Source organism: Bacteroides eggerthii (assembly GCF_025146565.1).
In the GTDB taxonomy this organism is placed as follows: domain Bacteria; phylum Bacteroidota; class Bacteroidia; order Bacteroidales; family Bacteroidaceae; genus Bacteroides; species Bacteroides eggerthii.
The window spans coordinates 153100-176740 of sequence record NZ_CP102258.1; the positions used below are offsets into that span (position 1 = coordinate 153100).

The 23641-nt window shown below is 47.4% G+C and carries 24 protein-coding genes; 6 read left to right on the top strand and 18 right to left on the bottom strand.

Features of this window, described 5'->3' with window-relative positions:
- The first annotated feature begins 30 nt into the window (after positions 1-30).
- The 3 genes from NQ546_RS00620 (at position 31) to NQ546_RS00630 (ending at position 3994) form a co-directional block, all read left to right on the top strand.
- A complete protein-coding gene (locus NQ546_RS00620; RefSeq protein WP_004288324.1) occupies positions 31-1659 on the top strand; it encodes a CehA/McbA family metallohydrolase domain-containing protein in 1629 nt (542 codons plus the stop codon).
- Between the two features lie 108 nt (positions 1660-1767).
- The gene (locus NQ546_RS00625) at positions 1768-2721 is read left to right on the top strand and encodes an ROK family protein (RefSeq protein ID WP_004288323.1); all 954 of its coding nucleotides are present in this window, start codon (positions 1768-1770) and stop codon (positions 2719-2721) included.
- A 1-nt stretch (position 2722) separates the two neighbouring features.
- Entirely contained in the window at positions 2723-3994 is a 1272-nt protein-coding gene (locus tag NQ546_RS00630) for a sugar MFS transporter (protein WP_004288322.1), read from the top strand.
- 86 nt (positions 3995-4080) lie between these two features.
- Here the strand turns inward: NQ546_RS00630 and NQ546_RS00635 are convergent, their stop codons facing one another.
- The 9 genes from NQ546_RS00635 to mnmA are packed head-to-tail and all read right to left on the bottom strand — an operon-like array spanning position 4081 to position 13432.
- Entirely contained in the window at positions 4081-5616 is a 1536-nt protein-coding gene (locus NQ546_RS00635) for a Gfo/Idh/MocA family protein (RefSeq protein WP_004288321.1), read from the bottom strand.
- Positions 5617-5652: 36 nt separating this feature from the next.
- The gene (locus NQ546_RS00640) at positions 5653-6753 is read right to left on the bottom strand and encodes an Mrp/NBP35 family ATP-binding protein (protein ID WP_004288320.1); all 1101 of its coding nucleotides are present in this window, start codon (positions 6751-6753) and stop codon (positions 5653-5655) included.
- 59 nt (positions 6754-6812) lie between these two features.
- Positions 6813-7571 (bottom strand): tRNA (guanosine(46)-N7)-methyltransferase TrmB, encoded by a 759-nt coding sequence (trmB, locus tag NQ546_RS00645; protein WP_004288319.1) that lies wholly within the window; start codon positions 7569-7571, stop codon positions 6813-6815.
- A gap of 9 nt (positions 7572-7580) precedes the next feature.
- The gene (locus tag NQ546_RS00650; RefSeq protein WP_004288318.1) at positions 7581-8387 is read right to left on the bottom strand and encodes an MBL fold metallo-hydrolase; all 807 of its coding nucleotides are present in this window, start codon (positions 8385-8387) and stop codon (positions 7581-7583) included.
- 3 nt (positions 8388-8390) lie between these two features.
- Positions 8391-9410, bottom strand: coding sequence for a branched-chain amino acid aminotransferase (locus NQ546_RS00655; RefSeq protein WP_004288317.1), 1020 nt, complete (start codon positions 9408-9410; stop codon positions 8391-8393).
- Between the two features lie 52 nt (positions 9411-9462).
- Positions 9463-9678 (bottom strand): exodeoxyribonuclease VII small subunit, encoded by a 216-nt coding sequence (gene xseB / locus NQ546_RS00660; RefSeq protein ID WP_004288316.1) that lies wholly within the window; start codon positions 9676-9678, stop codon positions 9463-9465.
- Between the two features lie 4 nt (positions 9679-9682).
- Positions 9683-10924, bottom strand: a complete 1242-nt coding sequence (xseA, locus tag NQ546_RS00665; protein WP_039952980.1) for an exodeoxyribonuclease VII large subunit — start codon at positions 10922-10924, stop codon at positions 9683-9685.
- A 14-nt stretch (positions 10925-10938) separates the two neighbouring features.
- Complete coding sequence (locus tag NQ546_RS00670) at positions 10939-12327, bottom strand: S8 family peptidase (RefSeq protein ID WP_004288314.1); 1389 nt, start codon at positions 12325-12327, stop codon at positions 10939-10941.
- Positions 12328-12343: 16 nt separating this feature from the next.
- On the bottom strand, positions 12344-13432 hold the full coding sequence (mnmA, locus tag NQ546_RS00675) for a tRNA 2-thiouridine(34) synthase MnmA (protein WP_004288313.1): 1089 nt from the start codon (positions 13430-13432) through the stop codon (positions 12344-12346).
- A gap of 368 nt (positions 13433-13800) precedes the next feature.
- Here mnmA and NQ546_RS00680 point away from each other — a divergent pair, with 368 nt between their 5' ends.
- The gene (locus tag NQ546_RS00680) at positions 13801-14856 is read left to right on the top strand and encodes a porin (protein WP_004288312.1); all 1056 of its coding nucleotides are present in this window, start codon (positions 13801-13803) and stop codon (positions 14854-14856) included.
- Positions 14857-14920: 64 nt separating this feature from the next.
- Entirely contained in the window at positions 14921-15778 is an 858-nt protein-coding gene (locus tag NQ546_RS00685) for an exodeoxyribonuclease X C-terminal domain-containing protein (protein WP_004288311.1), read from the top strand.
- Position 15779: 1 nt separating this feature from the next.
- Here the strand turns inward: NQ546_RS00685 and ispF are convergent, their stop codons facing one another.
- From ispF to NQ546_RS00700, 3 genes are all read right to left on the bottom strand, one after another.
- Entirely contained in the window at positions 15780-16268 is a 489-nt protein-coding gene (ispF, locus tag NQ546_RS00690) for a 2-C-methyl-D-erythritol 2,4-cyclodiphosphate synthase (RefSeq protein WP_004288310.1), read from the bottom strand.
- A 105-nt stretch (positions 16269-16373) separates the two neighbouring features.
- Positions 16374-16991, bottom strand: coding sequence for a fumarylacetoacetate hydrolase family protein (locus NQ546_RS00695; RefSeq protein WP_004288309.1), 618 nt, complete (start codon positions 16989-16991; stop codon positions 16374-16376).
- Positions 16991-17647 carry a redox-sensing transcriptional repressor Rex gene (locus NQ546_RS00700; protein ID WP_004288308.1) on the bottom strand — a complete coding sequence of 219 codons (657 nt, stop codon included), beginning with the start codon at positions 17645-17647 and terminating at the stop codon, positions 16991-16993. The genes NQ546_RS00695 and NQ546_RS00700 overlap by 1 nt, the downstream gene beginning before the upstream one ends.
- 169 nt (positions 17648-17816) lie before the next feature.
- Between NQ546_RS00700 and NQ546_RS00705 the strand changes: the two genes are divergently transcribed.
- The gene (locus NQ546_RS00705) at positions 17817-18176 is read left to right on the top strand and encodes a translation initiation factor (protein WP_004288307.1); all 360 of its coding nucleotides are present in this window, start codon (positions 17817-17819) and stop codon (positions 18174-18176) included.
- 91 nt (positions 18177-18267) lie between these two features.
- On the opposite strand, the gene tsf is transcribed toward NQ546_RS00705, so the two are convergent.
- The 6 genes from tsf to asnS all read right to left on the bottom strand — a co-directional run bounded on the left by tsf (position 18268) and on the right by asnS (position 23637).
- Positions 18268-19260 carry a translation elongation factor Ts gene (gene tsf, locus NQ546_RS00710; protein WP_004288306.1) on the bottom strand — a complete coding sequence of 331 codons (993 nt, stop codon included), beginning with the start codon at positions 19258-19260 and terminating at the stop codon, positions 18268-18270.
- A gap of 128 nt (positions 19261-19388) precedes the next feature.
- A complete protein-coding gene (gene rpsB, locus NQ546_RS00715) occupies positions 19389-20225 on the bottom strand; it encodes a 30S ribosomal protein S2 (protein ID WP_004288305.1) in 837 nt (278 codons plus the stop codon).
- 177 nt (positions 20226-20402) lie between these two features.
- Complete coding sequence (gene rpsI, locus NQ546_RS00720; RefSeq protein ID WP_004288304.1) at positions 20403-20789, bottom strand: 30S ribosomal protein S9; 387 nt, start codon at positions 20787-20789, stop codon at positions 20403-20405.
- A 6-nt stretch (positions 20790-20795) separates the two neighbouring features.
- Complete coding sequence (gene rplM, locus NQ546_RS00725) at positions 20796-21257, bottom strand: 50S ribosomal protein L13 (RefSeq protein WP_004288303.1); 462 nt, start codon at positions 21255-21257, stop codon at positions 20796-20798.
- A gap of 328 nt (positions 21258-21585) precedes the next feature.
- Positions 21586-22077 (bottom strand): DUF4488 domain-containing protein, encoded by a 492-nt coding sequence (locus NQ546_RS00730; protein WP_004288301.1) that lies wholly within the window; start codon positions 22075-22077, stop codon positions 21586-21588.
- 156 nt (positions 22078-22233) lie between these two features.
- Positions 22234-23637: an asparagine--tRNA ligase gene (asnS, locus tag NQ546_RS00735; protein WP_004288300.1), complete on the bottom strand. Its 1404-nt coding sequence runs from the start codon at positions 23635-23637 to the stop codon at positions 22234-22236.
- Positions 23638-23641 lie beyond the last annotated feature (4 nt).

Below are 23641 nucleotides of genomic sequence, written 5' to 3' on the forward strand. Positions count from 1 at the left end.
TTCATATATTAACATATTAACTATTATACCATGGATAGAAGAAGTTTTCTAAAGAACACCGGCTGGTCTTTTCTTGGATTGGCAGCTTCAGGAAGCCTGCTCGGTTCTTGTGTAGCAGGAAGCAAAGAAGCAAAAAAAATTATGCCGTCAGCAAGCAATCTCAAGATGTTCTGGGGTGACTTGCACAACCACTGCAACATCACCTACGGACATGGCGACATGCGCGATGCTTTTGAAGCCGCCAAAGGCCAACTTGACTTTGTCAGTGTAACTCCCCATGCTATGTGGCCGGATATTCCGGGCGCAAACGATCCACGTCTGAAATGGGTGATCGACTACCATACAGGAGCTTTTAAACGATTGCGCGAAGGTGGTTACGAGAAATACGTAAAAATGACCAACGAATACAACAAGGAAGGTGAGTTCCTCACTTTTGTTGGATATGAAGCTCATAGCATGGAGCATGGCGATCACGTAGCATTGAACTATGACTTGGATGCCCCGCTTGTGGAATGTACTTCTATCGAAGACTGGAAAGCAAAAGCCAAAGGACATAAAGTATTCGTTACTCCGCATCATATGGGATATCAGGGCGGCTATCGCGGCTACAACTGGAAATGTTTCACAGAAGGAGACATTACCCCGTTCGTAGAAATGTATTCCCGCCATGGTCTGGCTGAAAGCGATCAGGGCGATTATCCGTATTTGCATGATATGGGGCCTCGCCAGTGGGAAGGTACTATACAATATGGTTTGGAGCAAGGTCACAAATTCGGTATCATGGCTTCCACCGACCAACACTCCGGTTATCCGGGCAGCTACGGTGATGGACGCATCGGTGTTCTGGCGCCGTCACTGACTCGTGATGCCATTTGGGAAGCCATGCGCACCCGCCATGTATGCGCTGCTACCGGTGACAAAATATCAATAGACTTCCGTCTCAACGATGCCTTCATGGGTGATGTTATCCGCGGCAACAGTCGCCGCATCTACTTAAATGTAACCGGTGAAAGTTGTATTGACTACGTAGACATCGTTAAAAACGGCCAGATATTGGCGCGCATGAACGGTCCGTTGACCCCTGTTGCACCGGAAGGCGATACAATCCATTGCAAGGTAAAAGTAGACTTCGGCTGGAATCGTGAAGAGAAATATGTACATTGGCAGGGTAAGCTATCTGTAAACAAAGGACGCATCGTAAGTGTCACTCCTTGTTTCCGCGGTGCGGCTTTCACTTCTCCTCAGGAGGGTGAACACGAATTCAAGACACACGTCAATCGTATCCTCTCCGCCAGTGAAAAAGAGACAGAGCTGGATTTGTACAGCAGCAAGAACCCTAACACTACTACTCCGGCTATGCAAGCTGTAATTTTGGATTTGGAAATGCCGAAGGACGGAATACTTACAGCCGACTTCAACGGTAAGAAGTTCGAGCACTCATTGGGTGAACTTCTTGAAGGTTCCCGTTCCCACTTCATGATTGGCTGGTTGAGTGAAGCTATCCTATTCAACCGCGCTATGCCTGAAAGCTGTTTCACCGTAGAGCATTATATGGAAGACAAAGAGCCTCAACGTGATACAGACTATTATTATGTACGTGTGCGTCAGCGTGACGGACAATGGGCGTGGAGCTCTCCGATTTGGGCTGAAAGAGTGTAAAAACAGTGATAAGGATAAGTGGTGAGTGATTTGTTTGTACTTGCATACCGTAAGGATAATATAAACAAGTCACTCATAACTCTTAACTTATAACTAAAACAGAATATAATGACGAAAAAATACGCTATAGGAATTGACCTTGGCGGTACTTCTGTGAAATACGCCCTTATTGACAATGAAGGCGTATTTCATTTTCAGGGGAAGTTGCCGTCAAAAGCCGATATATCCGCAGAAGCGGTAATCGGCCAATTAGTGACTGCCTGTAAAGAGACAATGGCCTCAGCCCAACAACTTGGAGTGACAATAGAAGGCATAGGCATAGGCACTCCCGGTATTGTGGACGAAACCAACCGCATTGTATTGGGAGGAGCTGAGAATATCAAAGGTTGGGAGAATCTGAATCTTGCCGACCGTATCGAAGCGGAAACCCACCTGCCTGTGCAAATGGGTAATGACGCCAACCTAATGGGATTAGGAGAAACGATGTACGGCGCCGGACAAGGTGCAAGGAATGTAGTATTTCTGACCGTAGGGACAGGCATCGGCGGTGCAGTAGTTATCGACGGCAAACTGTTCAACGGTTTTGCCAACCGCGGAACCGAATTGGGACATGTACCCCTCATTGCCAACGGTGAGCCTTGTGCATGCGGTTCCATAGGTTGTCTGGAGCACTACGCATCAACTTCTGCATTGGTACGCCGTTTCAGCAAACGGGCTGCTGAAGCAGGCCGTTCATTTTCAGGTGAAGAAATCAACGGAGAGCTTATCGTACGCCTTTATAAAGAAGGAGACAAACTGGCAACAGAGTGTCTGGACGAGCATTGCGACTTTTTGGGACATGGCATAGCCGGATTCATCAATATATTCAGTCCGCAGCGCATCGTAATAGGCGGCGGTCTGTCTGAGGCCGGTGATTTCTATATTCAAAAAGTCAGCGAGAGAGCGCATCGTTACGTCATGGCCGATTGTGCTGTAAACACCCGGATCATGGCTGCATCATTAGGTAATAAAGCTGGAAGTATCGGCGCTGCGTCACTGGTCTTCTCATTAAACACGAAATAATATGAAAAAGAAATTAGGAATGTTGGCGCTAATCATGGCGTTTTGGTTTACCATATCATTTATTACGAATATCCTGGGACCTCTCATTCCGGACATTATTCACAACTTCAATCTGAGCGACTTGGCGATGGCAGGATTTATCCCGACATCATTCTTCATTGCCTATGCCATCATGTCTATTCCTGCCGGACTGATGATTGACCGCTTTGGCGAGAAACCGGTATTATTCCTGGGTTTCCTGATGCCATTCATAGGAACCACACTGTTTGCCTGCATACATACGTATCCAATTCTGCTTGCTTCTTCCTTCATTATCGGTTTAGGCATGGCCATGTTGCAAACGGTGTTGAACCCGCTTCAGCGTACAGTAGGCGGTGAAGAAAATTATGCTTTTATCGCCGAATTGGCGCAGTTCATGTTCGGTATCGCCTCCTTCCTGAGCCCGCTCGTGTACACTTATCTGATTCACGAACTCAATCCGGACATATACAAAGAAGGCAAGAATTTCTTCATCGACCTCTTAGCCGGCATGACGCCTGCTGATATGCCTTGGGTGTCTCTCTATTGGGTGTTCACTCTTCTTCTGCTGGTTATGCTGATTGCCGTAGGCCTTTCCCGTTTCCCTAAAATCGAATTGAAAGAAGATGAGAAAAGCGGTTCTAAAGACTCCTACATGGCACTATTCAAGCAAAAATACGTATGGTTGTTTTTCCTCGGCATCTTCTGTTATGTAAGTACGGAACAGGGAACTTCAATCTTTATGAGCACATTCCTTGAGCAGTATCACGACGTAAACCCTCAAGTAGAAGGTGCACAGGCAGTAAGTTACTTTTGGGGATTAATGACGGCGGGGTGTTTGGTAGGCATGATATTGTTAAAGCTAATCGACAGTAAACGCCTTCTCCAAATATCAGGCGTATTAACCATCGTCTTATTGATAACCGCCCTTTTTGGAAACAAGGAAGCATCTATTATCGCTTTCCCCGCCATCGGTTTCAGCATTTCCATGATGTACTCCATCGTGTTCTCGCTGGCACTGAACTCAGCATCTCAACATCATGGTTCGTTCGCAGGTATTCTGTGTTCGGCTATTGTAGGCGGAGCCGGTGGCCCGATGATTATCAGTATGCTGGCAGATGCCACCTCCTTGCGCACCGGTATGCTGATTATACTTATATTTGTAGGTTATATCACTTTCATCGGTTTTTGGGCGCATCCGTTAATCAACAACAAGACAGTTTGCCTGAAAGAGCTTTTTAAGAAGAAAGAGTAGAAAGAAAGGGCGTAATGAATGGCTATTTATATTCATTACGCCTCTTTTATTGTCCTTGCTATTTATACAATATTACACTTTCGGATTTATTTCACCCACTCCTTGGCTCCTTGCTCTTTCAATTTGGCAGTAAACGTTTTCGCCTTTTCCATTGCGGCAGCTTCATCTTCGGAACTTGCATAAGCATGTTTATACCCTTTCACCACATTCCACTCGCCACGAGTAAAATCGGGGAATGCAACCGGAGCACAATTGTTATCCATAGAAAGCTCGCCCAATTCTGCCAGGCAACACCACTCCGCCAAATCATATACATCCATATCCAAAGGCAAGCCGTTTTGCAGGCAATAAACCAAACGGCTATCCATGATGAAGTCCATACCGCCATGACCACCAACTTCCTTTGCCATATCACCGTATTTCTTCAATATAGGATGCTGGTACTTTGCAACAAGCGCTTCCATTTCCACTTCCGGCAAGAAACCATGTGAGTTCAAGTCGTCCACTTTAGGTTCTACGCCCGATGCAGTCAGTTGGTCGGCATCAAGTGCATAACCCTCTACGGGATATTTATTGGCAAATCCTTTTGAACCGGTCAACTGGTACAGACGGTTATATGGTTGGGGAGTCATCACATTATGCTGTATCTCAATCACTTTGCCATTGGCAGTGCGAATCAGGGTGGTAGTATGGTCACCGTTACGGAAATTGCCACAAGCGGAATCGGTTCTCGCCTCAACCAAAGATTTTCCCACTACCGACTTAGTGTCCATAGCGACTAAAGTCTGCATGCGGTCACCTCGGTGAATATCAAGAGCCTGTGCCACAGGGCCAAGGCCATGAGTGGCGTACACGTCACCGCGATGCCTCATGTTGTAGTCCAACCGCCAGCCCAACTTGTCACTCTCGCCATTCTTCCAATAATGGTTCCAGAACGGACTCAAGTTATGGATATAGGCGCCTTGTGCACGAATCACTTCACCGAATACCCCATGCTGCGCCATGTTCAGCGTATTCATCTCAAACCAGTCGTAGCAGCAATTTTCCAAAATCATACAGTGCTTACGGGTCTTCTCGCTCATGTTGATCAAATCCCAGCACTCTTTCAGGTTCATGGCAGAAGGAACCTCAATAGCCACATTCTTTCCATTCTCCATGGCGCACATGGCTACGGGGAAATGGTGCAACCAGTCTGTGGCGATATAAACCAAGTCTATATCATCGCGCTTGCACAATTCCTCATACCCCTTTTCGCCGGAATATACAGCAGCCTTAGGCATGGATGCCTGTTCGAGATATTTCTGACATTGCTCCGCACGCTCTTGTTCATAATCGCAAAGCGCCACAACTTGCGTGCCGGGGATATGGGTAAAACGCTCCACCGCTCCGGGTCCACGCATGCCCAACCCAACAAATCCCACACGTACCGCTTCCATTTTCGGCAGTGCCAATCCTATCACACTCTTCTGACCGGCAGGACGCTCGGGCGTTTCAACAACAATCGTTCCATTTTCCCATTGCCACCGGGTTCCCTTGTCGCTTGTCTGCACCGTAGATGTCTGTGACGAACATGCACACAATGCCATGCACATGCCAAATAATAATACTTTTAGGCCCTTCATGCTTCTTTATTTTTAAATTTATAATACGGAATCTTTTTATTTATGCGTTTCTACAATCTTGGTAGGCGCCATTTCCATATTCCGGCGGTCTACCTGACGGACAACGGCGGCTGCCAATTGCAAGAAAGCGCGTCCTGTCACCGTATTTTCATCCAAAGCTACGGGAGTACCCTTATCTCCACTCTCGCAGATGCTTTGCACAATAGGTATCTGTCCTAATAGAGGAACATCCATTTCCTCTGCCAGTTGCTTGGCACCTTCTTTTCCAAAAATATAATACTTATTCTCCGGAAGTTCGGCAGGTGTGAACCAAGCCATATTCTCTACCAGACCGAGAATGGGCACATTCACCTTATCATTTGTGAACATGTTGATACCTTTACGGGCATCTGCCAATGCCACCGCCTGCGGTGTGCTGACAACAATGGCCCCTGTCATGGCAAGCGTCTGCACTACGGTGAGGTGAATATCACTGGTGCCGGGAGGAAGGTCTATCAGGAAATAGTCCAGCTCACCCCAGTCGGCATCGGCAATCAGTTGTTTCAGGGCATTGCTTGCCATACCGCCACGCCACAGAGTAGCCTGATCGGGGTCTACAAAGAAACCGATAGACAAGAGTTTGATGCCGTACTTTTCAATAGGGATAATCAAATCCCGCCCGCCAATATTCTCCGCATACGGCCGCGCATCCTCCACTTGGAACATCTTAGGCATGGAAGGTCCGAAGATATCGGCATCCAGCAAGCCTACTTTATAGCCCAGCTTGGCCAAAGAGACCGCCAGATTAGCCGAAACAGTGGATTTACCTACACCGCCTTTGCCGGAAGACACTCCAATTATATTTTTCACCTGCGGTAACAGTTTGCCCACTTCCGGTCGTGCAGCCTGACGGCTTTCCGTAGTAATCGTCACTTCCACTTCCGGTGAGACATAAGTATGTATCGCTGTCTCGGCAGCCTTTACCATCGACTTCATGAAAGGATCGGTCGGCTTCTCGAAAATCAGCGAAAAGCTCACTTTCATCCCGTCAATACGCAAATTATCGGCAACCATTTCCGCCTCAACGAGGTTCTTTTTATTGCCAGGATAGCGCACCGTTGCCAGTGCATCCAGAATCAATTTAGGATAAAGAGTCATTTTATTTACTGTTTTTTTTACGATTTACTAATTACTATCTTACTTACAGCTCCTACTTGCTATTTACTGGTTTGAAGCCCGCTGCGCTTGCTACGGTTGTAACTGCGGTACTCATCCAGCTCTATTTCCACATCGGGCTCCTGCAATTCCCCACACTGCGGAAGCAAGAATTTGATGTACTTAATGGTCAGCCCGCGATCCAGCCACTGTTGTTCATAATAAGTACGGATACCCAAAATGTCGTCCACCCAACCGGAGTGATAGAGGTCGTCGGTGATAAACTCTACCGGCAGCCCGTTCTTCTCAACCATATATTTGGTATAGGTAAACATAAAGTTACTGTCAGTCTTTACATGAATTGTACCTCCGTCTTTCAGGAACCTGCGGTAGCGCTCCATAAAGAAAGTGGACGTCAGTCGTTTGGTGGCCTTCTTCATCTGCGGATCGGAGAAAGTAAGCCATATCTCGCTCACCTCACCCGGCGCAAAGAAACGGTCTATGATTTCAATATTGGTGCGCAAGAAAGCGACATTCTTCATGCCCGCCTCCAAAGACTCGGTAGCCCCCGTCCACATGCGGGCGCCCTTTATATCCACACCGATGAAGTTCTTATCGGGAAACATACGTCCCAGCCCCACTGTATACTCTCCACGACCACAACCCAGTTCCAATACAATCGGATTATCGTTCTTGAAAAACTGCTGATGCCAGTTTCCCTTCATGTCAAACGGAACATTATCCACCGCCGAATACGGATATTCAAAAACATGCGGATACCTCGCCATATCGGCAAACTTCTCTAATTTATTCTTTCCCATTCGTATGTTTTAAAGTATTTCTATCCGACCGGTATAATTATAAAAGGTCCGGTCGCCAAAGCATTGATGAAACAATGCATATTTATCGGTGCCCGTACAATGACACACACCCAGCCGTTGCGGCAAACGTTCTTCAAAGAAACGGGCAATCACTTCAAACTTCTCTTTTGCAGCATTACGGATATGAAATCCGCCCAATACCAGCTTCAGTGAGGCCTGCGGAAAATACTCTTGTACCCTGCGGACTATATTTGTAATTCCCCGATGCGAACAGGCGCTCAAAACAGACACCTCATCACCTTGCTTCAGCACTAACGCCAATTCGTCCGTAAAAGTGTCAGCCTGCTTTTTCCCTTCCACCAATGTGAAGAAATGTTCAAAATGCGTGTCCTCCTCATCGGCAATGGGCCACTGCGGAAAGACAAATACGCCGGGACACAGCCCTGTGACTTCTTCCACAAAGCGGAAACGGGTTCTATCCAAAGCATCCGGACGCATCACCCCGTTTTCACGCTCTTCTTTGAACTTCGGAAAGAAGAGCTCTTTCTTGCAGATCACCTTCGCCTTGTGATTCATTGCAAGAAAGTGATGCAAGCCGCCCGTATGGTCGCGATGTCCATGCGACAGTACCAGAAAGTCCACATCATCCAAGTCAATTCCAAGTGCTCCGGCATTCCGTATAAAAAGGTCGGAGGCCCCGGTGTCGAACAGCAGGCGATGTTCACCCGTATCAACAAGCAGGGAAAGCCCATGCTCTCCCTGTAATCCCTTGCCGTAAACCGAATTTTCAACAAGGGTTGTAATCTTTATACTCATGCGTCATTCTACGATTGTTACCCAACCATGCGTATCGGGCTCGTCACCGTATTGAATGCCACGCAACTTATTGTATAACTTCGTGCAGACAGGGCCCGGCTTACCGTCTTTGGCAATTACATACGACTTACCGTTCTCTACATCGTCGATGCGTTCAATCGGACTGATAACGGCAGCCGTACCGCAAGCCCCCGCTTCCTCGAAAGTCAGCAGTTCTTCTTCCGGCACCGGACGGCGCTCTACCTTCATACCCATATCTTCGGCCAATTGCATCAGGCTCTTGTTCGTAATGGACGGAAGGATGGAAGTGGACTTCGGAGTGATGTAAGTATTGTCTTTGATACCGAAGAAATTGGCAGCACCGCACTCGTCGATGTATTTCTTTTCTTTGGCATCCAGATAGAACTCGCAGGCATAGCCCAAGTCGTGCGCTTTCTTATTTGCACGCAGACTGGCGGCATAATTACCGCCTACCTTATAGATACCTGTGCCCAAAGGCGCGGCGCGGTCGAACTCGCGGATAATAACGTACGGATTGGTTGAGAATCCTCCCTTGAAGTAAGGACCTACCGGCGTTACGAATACAACAAACAAGTATTCTTTGGCCGGGTGTACCCCAACCTGCGCCCCGGTGCCTATCAGCAAGGGACGGATATAGAGGGAAGCTCCCGATTCGTAAGGCGGAATAAAACGTTCATTCAGCTTCACCACCTTAAGGATAGCCTCTTTAAAACGTTCCGTCGGCAACTCCGGCATCAGGATGCCGCGACAGGTGGACTGCAAGCGAGCCGCATTCTCCTCCAGACGGAAAATACGAACCTTACCGTCCTTGCCACGAAACGCCTTCAATCCCTCAAAAGCTTCCTGACCATAGTGCAGACAAGTGGCAGCCATGTGCATAGGAATGGTCTCCTCGCTGCATACTTCCAATGCGCCCCACTGTTCATTACGATAGTAAATTCTCACATTGTAATCTGTCTTCATATAGCCGAACGGCAGATTAGCCCAATCCAGTTCTTTCATATCTCTTAAAATATTAGTTGCTATTATGTACAATCAGCAACAAAAATAGTTTTTATTCTTCACATTCCCGCTTCTCTGCCAGTAATTTTTCAATTTCCTTATCAGCTTTAGTCAGTTTGTCGCTGCAAAACGCTATTATTTCATTGGCTTCCTTAATTTTTTCGGCAAGCATGTCTATTTCCAACTCATTATTGTCTATCTGGCCGACAATCTTCTCCAGACGTTCCATTGCTTGGGAATAAGTTTCCTTTTTCTTGGGTGTAGGCATAGGGCTATGTATTTTTATTAGTTACTGTTGAAATGAGCTCCCCCTGATACAAACGGGTAGTGATTTCATCTCCCTCGTTCAGAGAGGAAACGTTCTTTACAATCCTCCCGTTCTTCAGCGTTATGCTGTAACCGCGGGCCAGCTGCTTCTCCGGCGACACATCCGTCAAGCGTTGCTGAAGCAGTTCGAGCCGGTGATGATGACGGGACAAGGAAGACGTTGCCGCCTGCACAATGTCCTTGCTGACTGTGAGCAAAGCAAACTTCGCATCCGATATATACCTGTAAGCGGCCGAAGGGATACGGTTCCTGTACGACACCAACTTCCGGTGCTCCTGTGCCAACAACTCCCGGACACCTCCGTATAAGCGTCCGGCAAGCATCTCCAGTTCTTCGGCAGCATCATTCATGCAGCCTATCAGGAATTCCGCGGCAGCAGTAGGAGTCTTGACGCGGGTATGGGCCACAGAATCAAGCACCGTATCATCGCGTTCATGCCCGATACCCGTTATAACAGGCAAAGGAAACTGCGCACAGGCAGCCGCAAGCAGATAAGTGTCAAACCCTGAAAGGTCGGAAGTCGCCCCGCCGCCCCGGATAATGACCACTACATCAAAACTCTCCAAACGTGAATTTATCTTGTCTAAAGCTACCAAAACGGACTCCTCCACACGATCGCCCTGCATCAATGCCGGAAAAAGCTCCGTATAGAAGTAGAAACCTCCCGGATTGTTCTTCAACTGGTGGCAGAAGTCCCCATACCCGGCAGCCGTTGAAGAAGAAATAACGGCAACGCGCTGCGGCAGGCGGGGAATGTCGAGTTCCTTATTGAGCAGAAGCACCCCTTCTTCTTCCAGTTGCTTCAGAATCTCCTTACGACGGCGGGCCATGTCGCCCAACGTATAGGTAGGATCAATGTCCTGCACCGTAAGGCTATATCCATAGAGTTCGTGAAAGCTGACTGTGACCTGCACCAGCACTTTGATGCCCGACACAAATGCCTGTCCGGTGGCTTCCTCAAAATAGGGTTTCAACAAACGGAACACATTCGACCAGATTGTCCCTCTTGCTTTAGCTATCAGGCTGTTGCTGCGGGCGTCTTTCTGCACAAATTCCAAGTAGCAGTGCCCCGTACTGTTGGTGCGCACATCGCTTAGCTCCGCCTGTATCCAATAAGTGTCGGGCAGGCACTGCTCCAAGCTGCGACGCACCAGGACATTCAAGTCATATAGCGACAATGCATCCATTTCCTTCATTCAGCTTAAAGGCCTTGGTTACCCGCCTTTTTTTTATAATCAGTATATGCTTTCCACATATCGGGCACGCCATAACCATAGATATTATCCGGATATCCGGCACGATCACCGGAAGCGCGGACTAATTCGAGCAGCTCTTTCGCTGTCAGTCCGGGGCACGCCTGCCATAAGCAAGCCACCATGCCACACATGACCGGCGAAGAAAAAGAAGTCCCGTTGGCCTTGCCCTGGTTTCCGTCCGTACGAATCACGTTCGCTCCTTCGCCTACGGCCACTACATCCGGCTTAATCCGGTTATCGGCCGTATTGCCGATGGAAGAGAACGGAGCCAGCAACGCCTGCTTGTTCACAGCTCCCACCGTCAGCACATTCTCGGCATCTCCCGGCGGGGTTATTTTCTTCCAGGAACCCATTCCCGAATTACCGGCACTGCACACCAGCACCATACCCTTATCGGCTATACGCGATGCCTGACGGGACATCAGGGAGTGATGTCCGTCCAAATCGCGATATCTGTAATTCTTCGATTTGTCATCGAAAGAGTAGTATCCCAACGAAGTATTAAGCACATCCACCCCCACACTGTCGGCAAACTCTACGGCAGCAGCCCAATAGTCCTGCTCCACCAGATGTTCGGAAACCTCATCCTCACTGCGAAGCAACCAGAAAGAGGCTTCGGGTGCAGTTCCCGTCATAATGCCCGGCCGGTTCATTCCGATGCAGGAAAGCACACTCAGTCCATGACTGCTCCCGGCAAACAAATCCGCCTGAGGGTCGACAAAGTCCTTTGTCCCCAATACACGAATATTCTGCATCGCTGTTATCTTATCCAGATTATGGAATCCGGCATCAATAACGGCAATGGTCATTCCCTGCCCCTTGAATCCGGCATCGTGCAGTTTGTCCCCGTTGCTCAGTTGGATTTGAGTAATGGCAGGGCCATAAATGCTGTCGGTATATATCTTAGGTGCATTAATTACGGAATCGCGCATGCCCGCTACTATCTCTCCATCCATTTCAGGGGCAGTCCACACTTTCTCCGTAGCGCGTACAAAGGGCAACGCGGCAATACGGCCTATCAAGGCGGAGTCGTTGCAGGAGACCGTAACAAAGTTCTCCCATTTTCCGGTGACAACAACATTCACTCCCTGCCTGCGTATCTCATCAATATATTTACGACAGACCGGAAGGTCGGTAGAATCGACCGCCAGATTCTGCTTCCGACGCCTGTCAATGGCTTTCTGTGAAAGGAACTGTTCCGGATGTTCCAGCGAATAAATGGTGGCAGCCTTGTCCCTCAAACTTATACGATACTTCAGCGTATCCTGTGGCTGTGCCGATGCACCTGCCGCAAGCAGTGCTAAAGCCGAAAGAATAATAAATCTTTTCCCCATTGGTCTCTCTTAATTTTCAATTATCCAAATACATACCGATTCCACGTTGCGAGGCAATGAACGAACCGCCTACCACCCTCTTTCCGACGTAGAACACAGCAGACTGTCCGGGAGCAATGGCAGACGCTTCCGTCTGAAAGTGCACCAGCAGCCGCCCGTCCTCCAAACGTTTCACCGAACAGGCAATGGGCTTGCTGCGATAACGGATGCGGACCGTCAGCTCCTCATTTCCAAATACCTCCGCCTCGTCGATCAGGTTGTCTTGCTCCGCCAACATATATTCCGTCTTGAGCTGTTCGGCATCGCCCAGCATCACCGTATTCTTCTGCGGATTGATTTTCAACACATAAGCCGGCTTGCCCAATGCTATCTCCAGCCCCTTCCGCTGTCCGACGGTGTAGTAAGGAAAACCTTTATGCTCTCCCAGCTTCACTCCTTCCGAATTCACAAACCAGCCCGGACCGACTTCCTTGTCTATTTCAGGAGAATATTCGCGCAGAAAGTCCCGGTAATCCCCTTTTATGAAACACACTTCCATACTCTCGCCCTCTTCCGCCTTCAGCGCATAGCCTTTGCCACGCAGATAATCGCGCACCTGCAATTTTGTATATGTACCCAGCGGAAAAAGGCAACGTCTCAAGACATCCTGCCCCAGTCTCCAAAGAAAATAAGACTGGTCTTTCTTTTCATCATCTCCGGCAACTATATATATTTTCCCGTTCCGTTCTTCCAAACGGGTATAATGTCCGGTAGCGATGTACCGGCAATCCAGCCTGTCCGCCCATTCCGTAAGGATGCGGAACTTAAACAACGGGTTGCACATCACACAAGGATTGGGCGTCCGCCCCTGCCGGTATTCGTCAATAAAGTTCCGGACAATCACTTCGCGGAAAGCCTTGCGCTCATCTGCCACATAATGCTCAATGCCCATGCTTTGGGCAAGCTGACGGGCCTCCGACGGCTCGTCGCCCCACACCCACATCGTAAGGCCGACAATTTCGTACCCCTGCTCCCGCAGCATCAAACATGTAGCGGTACTGTCAATACCACCGCTCATTCCAACCAACACTCGCTTCTCTGCCTTGTTCATATCCCGGATATCCATTGTTTAGTTTACAAAAATACAGGTTTTTAAGTAGAAGACAGAGAAAAGGCATACCTTTTTAGCATGAGTTCACATTGTAGTGTACTAAATAAGTTGACAACTTCGTTTGTTATACCTAAGTTAGTTAACTCAATATATTTTAAACCCTAAATAAATTTACTTATCCCTTTTTAATTCCTGAATAAGTTGTCTTTTTAAAGATGTTACAAACATATATATCTTTTCTTACAAATGCAAGACTTTGTACTATACCCCCTAAGCGTGACGGGAACCGCGTTCTTTGTAACAAAAACGAAACATGTATGACATAAAAACATAACACGTATGACCGTATCTTTGCGCCGTAAACAAATCGACAACAACAAATCATGAGAAAAAGCGCATTGATACTGCTCATCACCCTGCTGCCACTTACAGCAAATGCCCAAAGTTCCTATAACAACGAAGACGGAAAGAAGATAGACAAAGACAAACTGGAGACAAAAGACTACCTACCCGAAGTGCATGGAACAATCCGCGCCAAATACGAACATCAGACCACTATGGGAGCCGGACGTTTCGAAGTGCGCAATGCACGTATCAGCCTCACCGGCAACATCCTGCCGATTGTTGCCTACAAAGCCGAAATAGACCTGTCGGACGAGGGAAGTATCAAAATGCTGGATGCTTATGCCCGCCTATTCCCTGCAAAGGGACTGACGGTGACTGCCGGGCAAATGCGCGTACCGTTCACCATTGACGCCCACCGCTCGCCACACCAGCAATATTTCGCCAACCGTTCCTTCATCGCCAAACAGGTGGGCAACGTGCGCGATGTAGGCGTCACGCTAGGATACACCCTGCCTACCGACCTGCCCATTACGGTGGAAGGCGGACTTTACAACGGTTCGGGACTCACCAACCAAAAAGAATGGCACAAAGAGGTTAATTACTCCGCCAAAGCCCGGTTCCTTTTCACCGAAGGCCTGAACCTGACACTAAGCGTACAGAGCATCCAGCCGGAAGAAGTGAGAGTGCAATCGTACGACATCGGCGCCTACTACGAGTTCAACCGTTTCCACATCGAAGGCGAATACCTGTATAAGCAATATTCCGACAATGCTTTCAAAGACGTACAGGCAGTAAACACCTTCATCAACTACGACCTGCCCCTGCGGAAAGTGTTCAACAAAATGTCTTTTCTGCTGCGCTACGACATGATGACAGACCAAAGCGATGCCAAAACCACCGATGAAGAAACCGGTGCACTGGCAACCACCGACTACAAACGCCAGCGACTGACGGGCGGCATCACTTTCAGCCTCAGCAAAGCATTCCGCACCGACCTGCGCCTGAACTACGAAAAGTATTTCTATGCCAAAAACAGCATTGCCAAAGAATCCGAACAAGACAAAATCGTACTGGAGCTAATGGTGAGATTTTAACTGCCGGAAGAGTTGCATATCTACCGCAAAATCCGTATATTTGGAATAAGCAAAGCAACGATGTATGGCCAATCCGCTTATTCCGGGCATCAGTGCCGCAGAGCAAGACTTGTTGTATAAAAAGCTAAGTATATACAACCAGAAGAAAGCTTCTTTCAAAGAAGCCGGCGCTTATCTTGTGGTATTGCCGAGAACGGATTATCCCCGGTATTCCCTTTGGGTGTACTCTCCCCTGCCCGAAAGGCAATCCATCTTTTATATCTTCGATTTGAACGAGGATGTACACGAAGCCTTGCGGATAGCAAGTACGCTATGCTATTACTCCCTACGTCCCTTACTCTTAGTGGAATACAACGCCAAGCGGATGCAGAACAGGGGCGACGACATTATCTCTTTCGGCAAATATCATGGGCATTATCTGCACGAGATTCTCCAGATAGATCCCGGTTATCTCACTTGGATAGCTTTTAAGTTCACTCCCCGGATACCTAAGCAGGAGCGTTTCGTACAAATCGCCGGAATATACCATTCCGTATACATCGACATCCTGCAACGAAAAGCCAGACAGCCCTCTGCCGGACGTTTTCTGGGCAAGGAAGGGGAGAAAGTGGAGAATCTCACATTGACCGTTCTCAATGTCCGTCTGGAGGACGATCCTTATAAGACGCAGGTCAAGGGTACCACCCCGTATTTTTATGTCCGCCAGGTATTAAGGCTGAAAGACGCTTCCGGCAATCTCGTGACCTTCCGCGTCAACTCCCGCACAGCGAGCCGGTACTCGTGCCAGCTGCCTGCCATGGAACACGCCTACCGGGTGGACGAAACCGTATATATAGCCTCGGCACGCATTGCTGCCACATATACCATTGGCAGAAACAAGTGGACGCGGCTCTATTACATAAAGTTCCGGCAGCCCGGATAATTCAGTCCTGATTATCTTTCACTATCAATACGGTTGCATAAGCCGATATTCCCTCCTCACGTCCGGTAAAGCCCAACTTCTCCGTAGTAGTGGCCTTTATGGAGATATCATCCTCGTCAATCCCCATCACAGTGGAGAGAGTCTGTTGCATGGCGGGTATATGAACCTTTAACTTAGGACGTTCGGCACAGATTGTCGCATCAATATTACCGATGGAATAACCTTTGGCAGCTATCAGTTCCACCGTTTTCTTCAACAGTATCTTACTGTCTATATTTTTGAACTCTCCCGCCGTATCAGGAAAATGATAGCCTATATCCCGCATATTTGCCGCACCCAGCAACGCATCGCAAACAGCATGTATAAGTACGTCGGCATCCGAATGTCCCAACAGGCCCTTTTCATGCTCTAAACGCACGCCACCCAACCAAAGTTCTCTACCTGCCACCAACCGGTGGACATCAAAGCCAAAACCTACACGTATCTTCATATTTCTCGATTATACAATGAACGTGCTAAAATAGGTATTATTCCTATCACCTCAAAGATATTCCGCTATTTTTCCTTTGTGAAAGAGAGAGAGTGTAAAAAAGAATCAACGGATATAGAAGTCCAGCAACTTCTCTTCTCCTAAATAACCCTGCAGATGTTGCCCAATGCTGACAGGCCCTACACCCGCCGGAGTGCCGGTAAACAACAGGTCGCCAATCTTCAAGGTCATGAAACGGCTGACATAAGCAATGATGTCATCCACTTTGAAAAGCATATCCGACGTATTCCCACGCTGCACTTCTTTACCGTCTATATCGAGATGGAAATTCAGTTGCTGCAAGTCACCACCGGCCTGTTCCAAAGGAATGAACGTGCCGATAGCCGCCGAGTTGTCAAACCCTTTGCACAGTTCCCAAGGGTTACCCGCCTCACGAAACTTTCGTTGCAGGTCGCGCGCTGTGAAGTCAATCCCCACTGTCACCGCATCATAGTAACGGTGCGCAAATCTCGGAGCAATATTCTTACCCAGCCTGCAAATGCGTACAACAACTTCCGTTTCATAGTGCACCTCGGCAGAAAAATCGGGAACAAAGAACGGCTTGCCGTCTTTAAGAATAGCCGAGTCCGGCTTCATGAAGATAACAGGCTCCCGATTTACCTGAGTATGCCCCAGCTCTTTGTTGTGCTGCGCATAGTTCATCCCTACTGCAATAATCTTCATTACTTGATTTCGTTAAAGTTCAAACGGTTAAACATAACTGCCAGATGTGCATACAACGAAGTGTTCTGAACCACTATATCCTCCGGCACACGAATACGGAACGGGGTGAAGTTCCACACAGCCTTGATGCCGCCCGCAACCATAGTATCCGTAATCTTCTGGGCTATCTCAATGGGAACCGTCAGCACACCGATATTAACATCGTACTCACGCATCTTCTTTTCAAAATCATCGGAATGGAAAATAGGAATACCGTTCAATGTCGTACCCACCAGATCCGGATTAACATCGAATGCCGCCACAATCTCCAAGCCGAAATGGCTCAAACCGGAATCGCGCAGCAACGCACCGCCCAGACTTCCGACACCGAAAAGAAAAGCCTTGTGTATATTGGTAAACCCCAAGAAGTCCTCCAGCACAGCAATCAACGTATCTATATCATACCCCACACGCGTGCGGCCGGAAATATTGACATACGACAAATCCTTTGCTATCTGAGAAGCATCAATATTGATTTCTTTGGAGATTTGAGTGGAGGAAACAAAGCGTTCACCTCTCTTTCTAAGCAACTTTACATTGGAAAGATACCAAGGAAGCCGGCGCAGGGTAGGTTCCGGCACCTTCATGGAGTCTTTCTTTTGTAGCTGATTATTCATGATCTTCCCTTTAAGTTCTCAATATTATGACTGACAAAAGTAGTGCTTTTTTTCTAATCTCTAACATATCTATGACAAAAGGTTAACATTATTTCTACCTATGATTGCAAAGTTCCCCGTAAAAACGTACTTTTGAACTCCTTTTCACAGAAAATTAAAACATGCATATATGGCTAAGAAACCCAAAGACAACGACTGGAAAGACAGACTGAACGTAGTGTACTCCACCAATCCCGACTTCAACTACGAAGTGGATGACGACGAAGAACAAACCACTCTCCCACCCTCCCAGCAGCGCCTTCGCGTGCAATTGGACCGCAAGAACCGGGGCGGCAAAGTCGTGACCCTCATCACCGGATTTGCCGGTACGGAGGATGACCTGAAAGAGCTGGGCAAATTCCTCAAAAGCAAATGCGGCGTGGGCGGAAGTGCCAAAGACGGAGAAATCATCGTACAGGGAGATTTCAAACAAAAAGTGCTGGAGCTACTGAAAAAGGAGGGATATACACAGACAAAGCCTGTGGGCTAAGCTCCTCTCCCTCCGGGGAAGATTACAAAAAAAAGCGGTCGCCATGGACATTTCCATGCGACCGCTTTCGTATATTTCTATTCGTATAGAATTATTCAGCGCGTAAAGTGAAACGCTTGAAGTCAACGATCTTCAATTCGGGATCAGCGTCCTTCAATACTTCTCTCACTGTCTTCTTGGCATCCATGATATCTTCCTGGTTCAGCAAGCAAACTTCTTTCAGGAATTTACCCAGACGGCCCTTGGCGATGTTCTGAATCATCTGTTCAGGCAGATGTGCAGCCTTTTCGGCAGAAACAGTAGCGATGATTTCTTTTGCCTTAGCCACATCTTCAGCTGTAATCCAGCCCTTAGACATGTTGCTTTCCATGTGATCTTCACTGTCTACGTGAGCCGGGTTGATACCTGCTTTCTTCAAAGCAGCCTCTACGGCTTTCTGCACTTGTTCAGCTTTCGTCTTTTCAATGGCAACTTCGATTTCTTTCTGCTTAACTTCTTCAGAAACGCCGTCCTCATCGATAGCCAACGGGTTCATGGCAGCAATCTGCATAGCCACTTGCTTAGCCAGCTGTTCGTCAACGTTCTTGTTGAAAGCAACGATTGTGCAAAGGCCGTTTCTGTTCATGTGATTGTAAACAACGGTAGTTGTACCCTCTACGGTCATATAACCGTCGAGTTCCATTTTTTCACCTGTGATACCGCTACGGTCGGTTACCGCATCCTGCACAGTGCCATTGCCCATCGGCAATGCCTTCACTTCATCCAAAGTCTTGCACTTGTTGGCAACAGCAAGATCAAGGATATCCTGAGTCAGTTTCACGAAGTCAGCATTCTGAGCAACGAAGTCGGTTTCGCATTTCAAAGCGATGATAACGGCAAAGTCACCGGTAGTCTTAGCCAAAACGCAACCTTCAGAAGCCTCGCGGTCTGAACGCTTGGCAGCAACAGCCTGTCCTTTCTTACGGATAATTTCCATTGCCTTGTCGAAATCGCCTTCAGCATCATTCAATGCATTCTTGCAATCCATCATACCAGCACCGGTCATTTTACGGAGCTTGGTAATATCAGCCATACTTACAGCCATAATATCTTTCCTTTATATTTTTAGTTAATAAATATCATTCTAATAAAGCGAAAAAGAGCTGAGAATAGAGAATTGAGAATTGCTGTAAAGTAACTCTCAACTTTCAATTCTCAACTCTCCACTATGAATTAAGCCTCTTCGTCTTCCTTGATGAAAGCAGCAGCTTTTGCAGCGTTGATTGCTTCCTCGTCAGACTTGTCGAGTCTTGCTTTTGCAGCTTTTTTCTTGCCTTTGTTGGCAGGAGCTTCACCGGCAGCTTCCATATCCACCTTTTCAGCCTTACGCTCTTCCAGACCTTCCTGCATAGCAGCGCAGCAAGCATCCAAGATAACTTCTACTGACTTAGTAGCGTCATCATTTGCCGGAATAACGAAGTCGATGTTTGTAGGATCGGAGTTAGTATCAACGATACCAAAAACAGGAATACCCAAACGGTTAGCTTCGCGAACAGCAATATTCTCTTTCATTACGTCGACAACGAACAAAGCAGACGGCAGACGAGTCAGGTCAGCGATAGAGCCCAAAGTCTTGTCCAACTTAGCACGTTGACGGGAGATTTGCAGAATTTCTCTCTTAGAGAGGTTAGAATAAGTACCATCGTTAGTCAACTTGTCGATAGTAGCCATCTTCTTCACAGCCTTACGGATAGTCGGGAAGTTAGTCAACATACCACCCGGCCAGCGCTCGATTACATAAGGCATATTTACAGATGCAGCCTTGTCGGCAACCACCTGCTTAGCTTGTTTTTTAGTAGCAACAAACAGGACTTTCTTTCCTGATTTAGCGATTTGCTTCAAAGCTTCAGCAGCTTCGTCAATTTTAGCAACCGTCTTGTTGAGGTCAATGATATGAATACCATTGCGCTCCATGAAGATATAAGGAGCCATTGCAGGGTTCCACTTTCTTTTCAAGTGACCGAAGTGACAACCGGCTTCCAATAATGTATCAAAATTTGTTCTTGACATTTTGTTTTAATCTTTAAATCGTTTACTTTCTTTTTTGTTTTTTCTAAACCAACCGCCGGGTAGCCTATCCGAATGAAGAGTCCCGGTAGTTTAGATACTAAACGCCTTTTCAGTTGAGAGTTGAGAGGTGAAAGTCGAGAATTAAGCAACTTGTCCGCCCCAACCGTTCTCCAACTCTTAACGTTTACTGAACTGGAATCTACGACGAGCTTTCGGCTGTCCCGGTTTCTTACGTTCAACAGAACGGGGATCGCGGGTCATGAAGCCTTCAGCGCGGAGAGCAGCCTTATCCTCAGCATTGATTTTCACCAACGCGCGAGCGATTGCAAGACGCAATGCCTGAGACTGACCGGTGAAACCGCCACCGCAGAGATTTACTTTGATGTCGTACTTTTCAGCAACACCCAGCTTGTTCAACGGTTGTTTAACTACATACTGAAGAATGCTTGATGGAAAGTACTCTGCGAGGTCTCTCTTGTTAATAGTAATCTTTCCAGTACCTTCGCTTACGAAAATACGTGCAATTGCACTTTTACGTCTGCCTAATGCATTTACTACTTCCATTATCTCTTATTTAAGTGCGTTAATATCAATCATTTTCGGGCTCTGAGCTTCATGTTTGTGCTCGCTGCCTGCATAAACGTACATATTGCCCAGCAATTGAGCACCCAGTTTATTCTTAGGCAACATACCCTTTACTACTTTTCTCAGCAACTTGTCATCACCGTTCGGTTTTGCCTGCAAACGAGCAGGAGTGATTTCTCTCTGACCGCCGGGATAGCCTGTATATGACAGATATACCTTGTCATTCCACTTGTTACCGGTTAATTTTACTTTGTCGGCATTGATAATGATCACATTATCGCCACAATCTACGTGAGGAGTAAAGTTTGGTTTATACTTTCCTCTCAACAGCTTCGCAACTTTTGCGCCCAGACGACCCAATACTTGGTCGGTAGCGTCAACAATGACCCATTCTTTAGTCACTGTAGCTTTGTTTGCAGAAATGGTCTTGTAACTTAAAGTATCCACTCTTAATTGTTTTTTTAAATGTTACTACTAAATGTTTTGCTTCACCACGAATTAGCCACCTCGGACAAAGGGAGATTAACTCGCTATGAATTAAATGCTTATCCTTATGAGATAATAATCGGCTTGCAAAGGTACGGATTTTCTTATAACTGGCAAACGTTTTCTTCTTTTTTTTAAATTGCACTTGGCTGATATACAATAAAAAGAAATTATCTTCCGGGGATAATCACACCACCCCGGAAGATAATTCAAAAGCTCCTTGCCTGTGTCCGCAAATGCCTATGGACAGAGGTTTTCGGAAGTCACACCAAAGGACGCCGGACTTCAGTTACCGGACAATGTCTTCCGGAAACACCGGCGGCATAGTCACCCGTTTCCATGTTTCGTGAAACCAGGTGTTCAGCTCATTTCCGTTCAAATCTTTTTCGATAAAATACTTCAGGTACATCACACCGCCCGCACCCATTTCAAACTCAAGGATATTATCCTTATTGTCCAGCATGGGCAAGTGGATATTCTTCTCAATGCTCTCCTTGTAGGCAGCCGCCGATATTTGCCGGTACGTGCCATATCCTGTGATAATGGCGTCCGTACCGGGGCGTATCGTAAAGTTAACGATGCGTCCGTCGTCACTCAGCACCTTGAACGTATTACTCGGCTTCAGCACTCCGGGAATATCCGGATTTTCAGACACATAATGACATAACTGCCAAATACCTTGCAGATGCGCAGGCTCAAAAGCGGCCTTATCCTGCGCCCGGACTCCTGTTACCGCAAGCAGCACCACTGCCAGCATGGTAAAGAAATAATTCTTTTTCATATTCGTATGATATTGGTTAACGTCATGCCATTCCTGCTGACACAAATATAAAGATTTATTTTGAGAAAATAACAATTTATCCTATAAAAAAAGACCCGCATAAACTTCTATTTATGCAGGTCTTTCCACCGAATATTATATTTCGCTTTGCGCCGATTAGAATTCTGCGTTACGCGGAGTGCGAGGGAACGGTATCACGTCACGAATATTAGTCATACCGGTCACAAACAGCAACAGACGTTCGAATCCAAGTCCGAAACCGGAGTGGGGACATGTACCGAACTTACGGGTATCAAGATACCACCACATATCCTTCATCGGAATATGAAGCTCTTCGATGCGGTTCATCAGCTTGGCATAATCGGCCTCACGCTCGGAACCGCCGATTATCTCTCCAATCTTCGGGAAGAGCACATCCATGGCACGCACCGTCTTGCCGTCTTCGTTCTGCTTCATATAGAACGCCTTGATCTCCTTCGGATAATCCGTCAGGATAACCGGACGTTTGAAGTGTTCTTCCACCAGATAGCGCTCGTGCTCGGAAGCCAAGTCAACCCCCCAGTATACAGGGAACTCAAACTTATGACCTTTGGCAACGGCCTCTTCCAGTATCCTGATACCTTCCGTATAGGGCAAGCGAACGAAGCTCTCTTTCAAAACACCTTGCAGACGCTCCACCAAGCCCTTATCAAACATATCATTCAGGAACTTCACATCATCGGCACAGTTGTCCAAGGCCCACTGCACACAGAATTTGATGAATTCTTCCGCCAGATCCATGTTATCGGTAATATCATTGAACGCAACTTCCGGCTCAACCATCCAGAACTCCGCCAAGTGACGGGGAGTATTGGAGTTTTCCGCGCGGAACGTGGGTCCGAACGTATAGATAGCACCCAGTGCCGTAGCCGCAAGCTCGCCTTCCAACTGGCCGGAAACCGTCAGGCTTGCCTGTTTTCCGAAGAAGTCGTCATCGTAGATAATGGAACCGTTCTCATCTTTCTTCAAATCATAGAGGTTCATCGTAGTGACCTGGAACATTTGTCCGGCGCCTTCGCAGTCGGAACCTGTAATGATAGGCGTATGGAAATAGAAGAACCCTTTCTTATGGAAGAATTCATGAATGGCAATGGCCATATTGTGACGAATACGGAATACAGCGCCGAACGTGTTCGTACGCGGACGCAGGTGGGCAATCTCACGAAGGAACTCCATGGAATGTCCTTTCTTCTGCAAAGGATACGTATTGTCGCAAGTACCCAGCACTTCTATTTCGCGAGCCTGGATTTCAGCTTTCTGACCGGAACCCACCGACTCCGTCAACACACCGTTCACGCTCAGACAAGCACCTGTGGTAATATCCTTCAGCATCTCCTCGTCGAAATTTGCCAGATCCACCACAATCTGCACATTATTTATTGTAGAACCGTCATTCAGCGCGATAAAATTAACTTGCTTACTACCTCTGCGGGTGCGAACCCAGCCTTTCACGTTGACCATAGCGCCAAAATCTTCACGCTTCAGCAGGTCAACAATCTTTGTTCTACTGATCTTTTCCATAAAA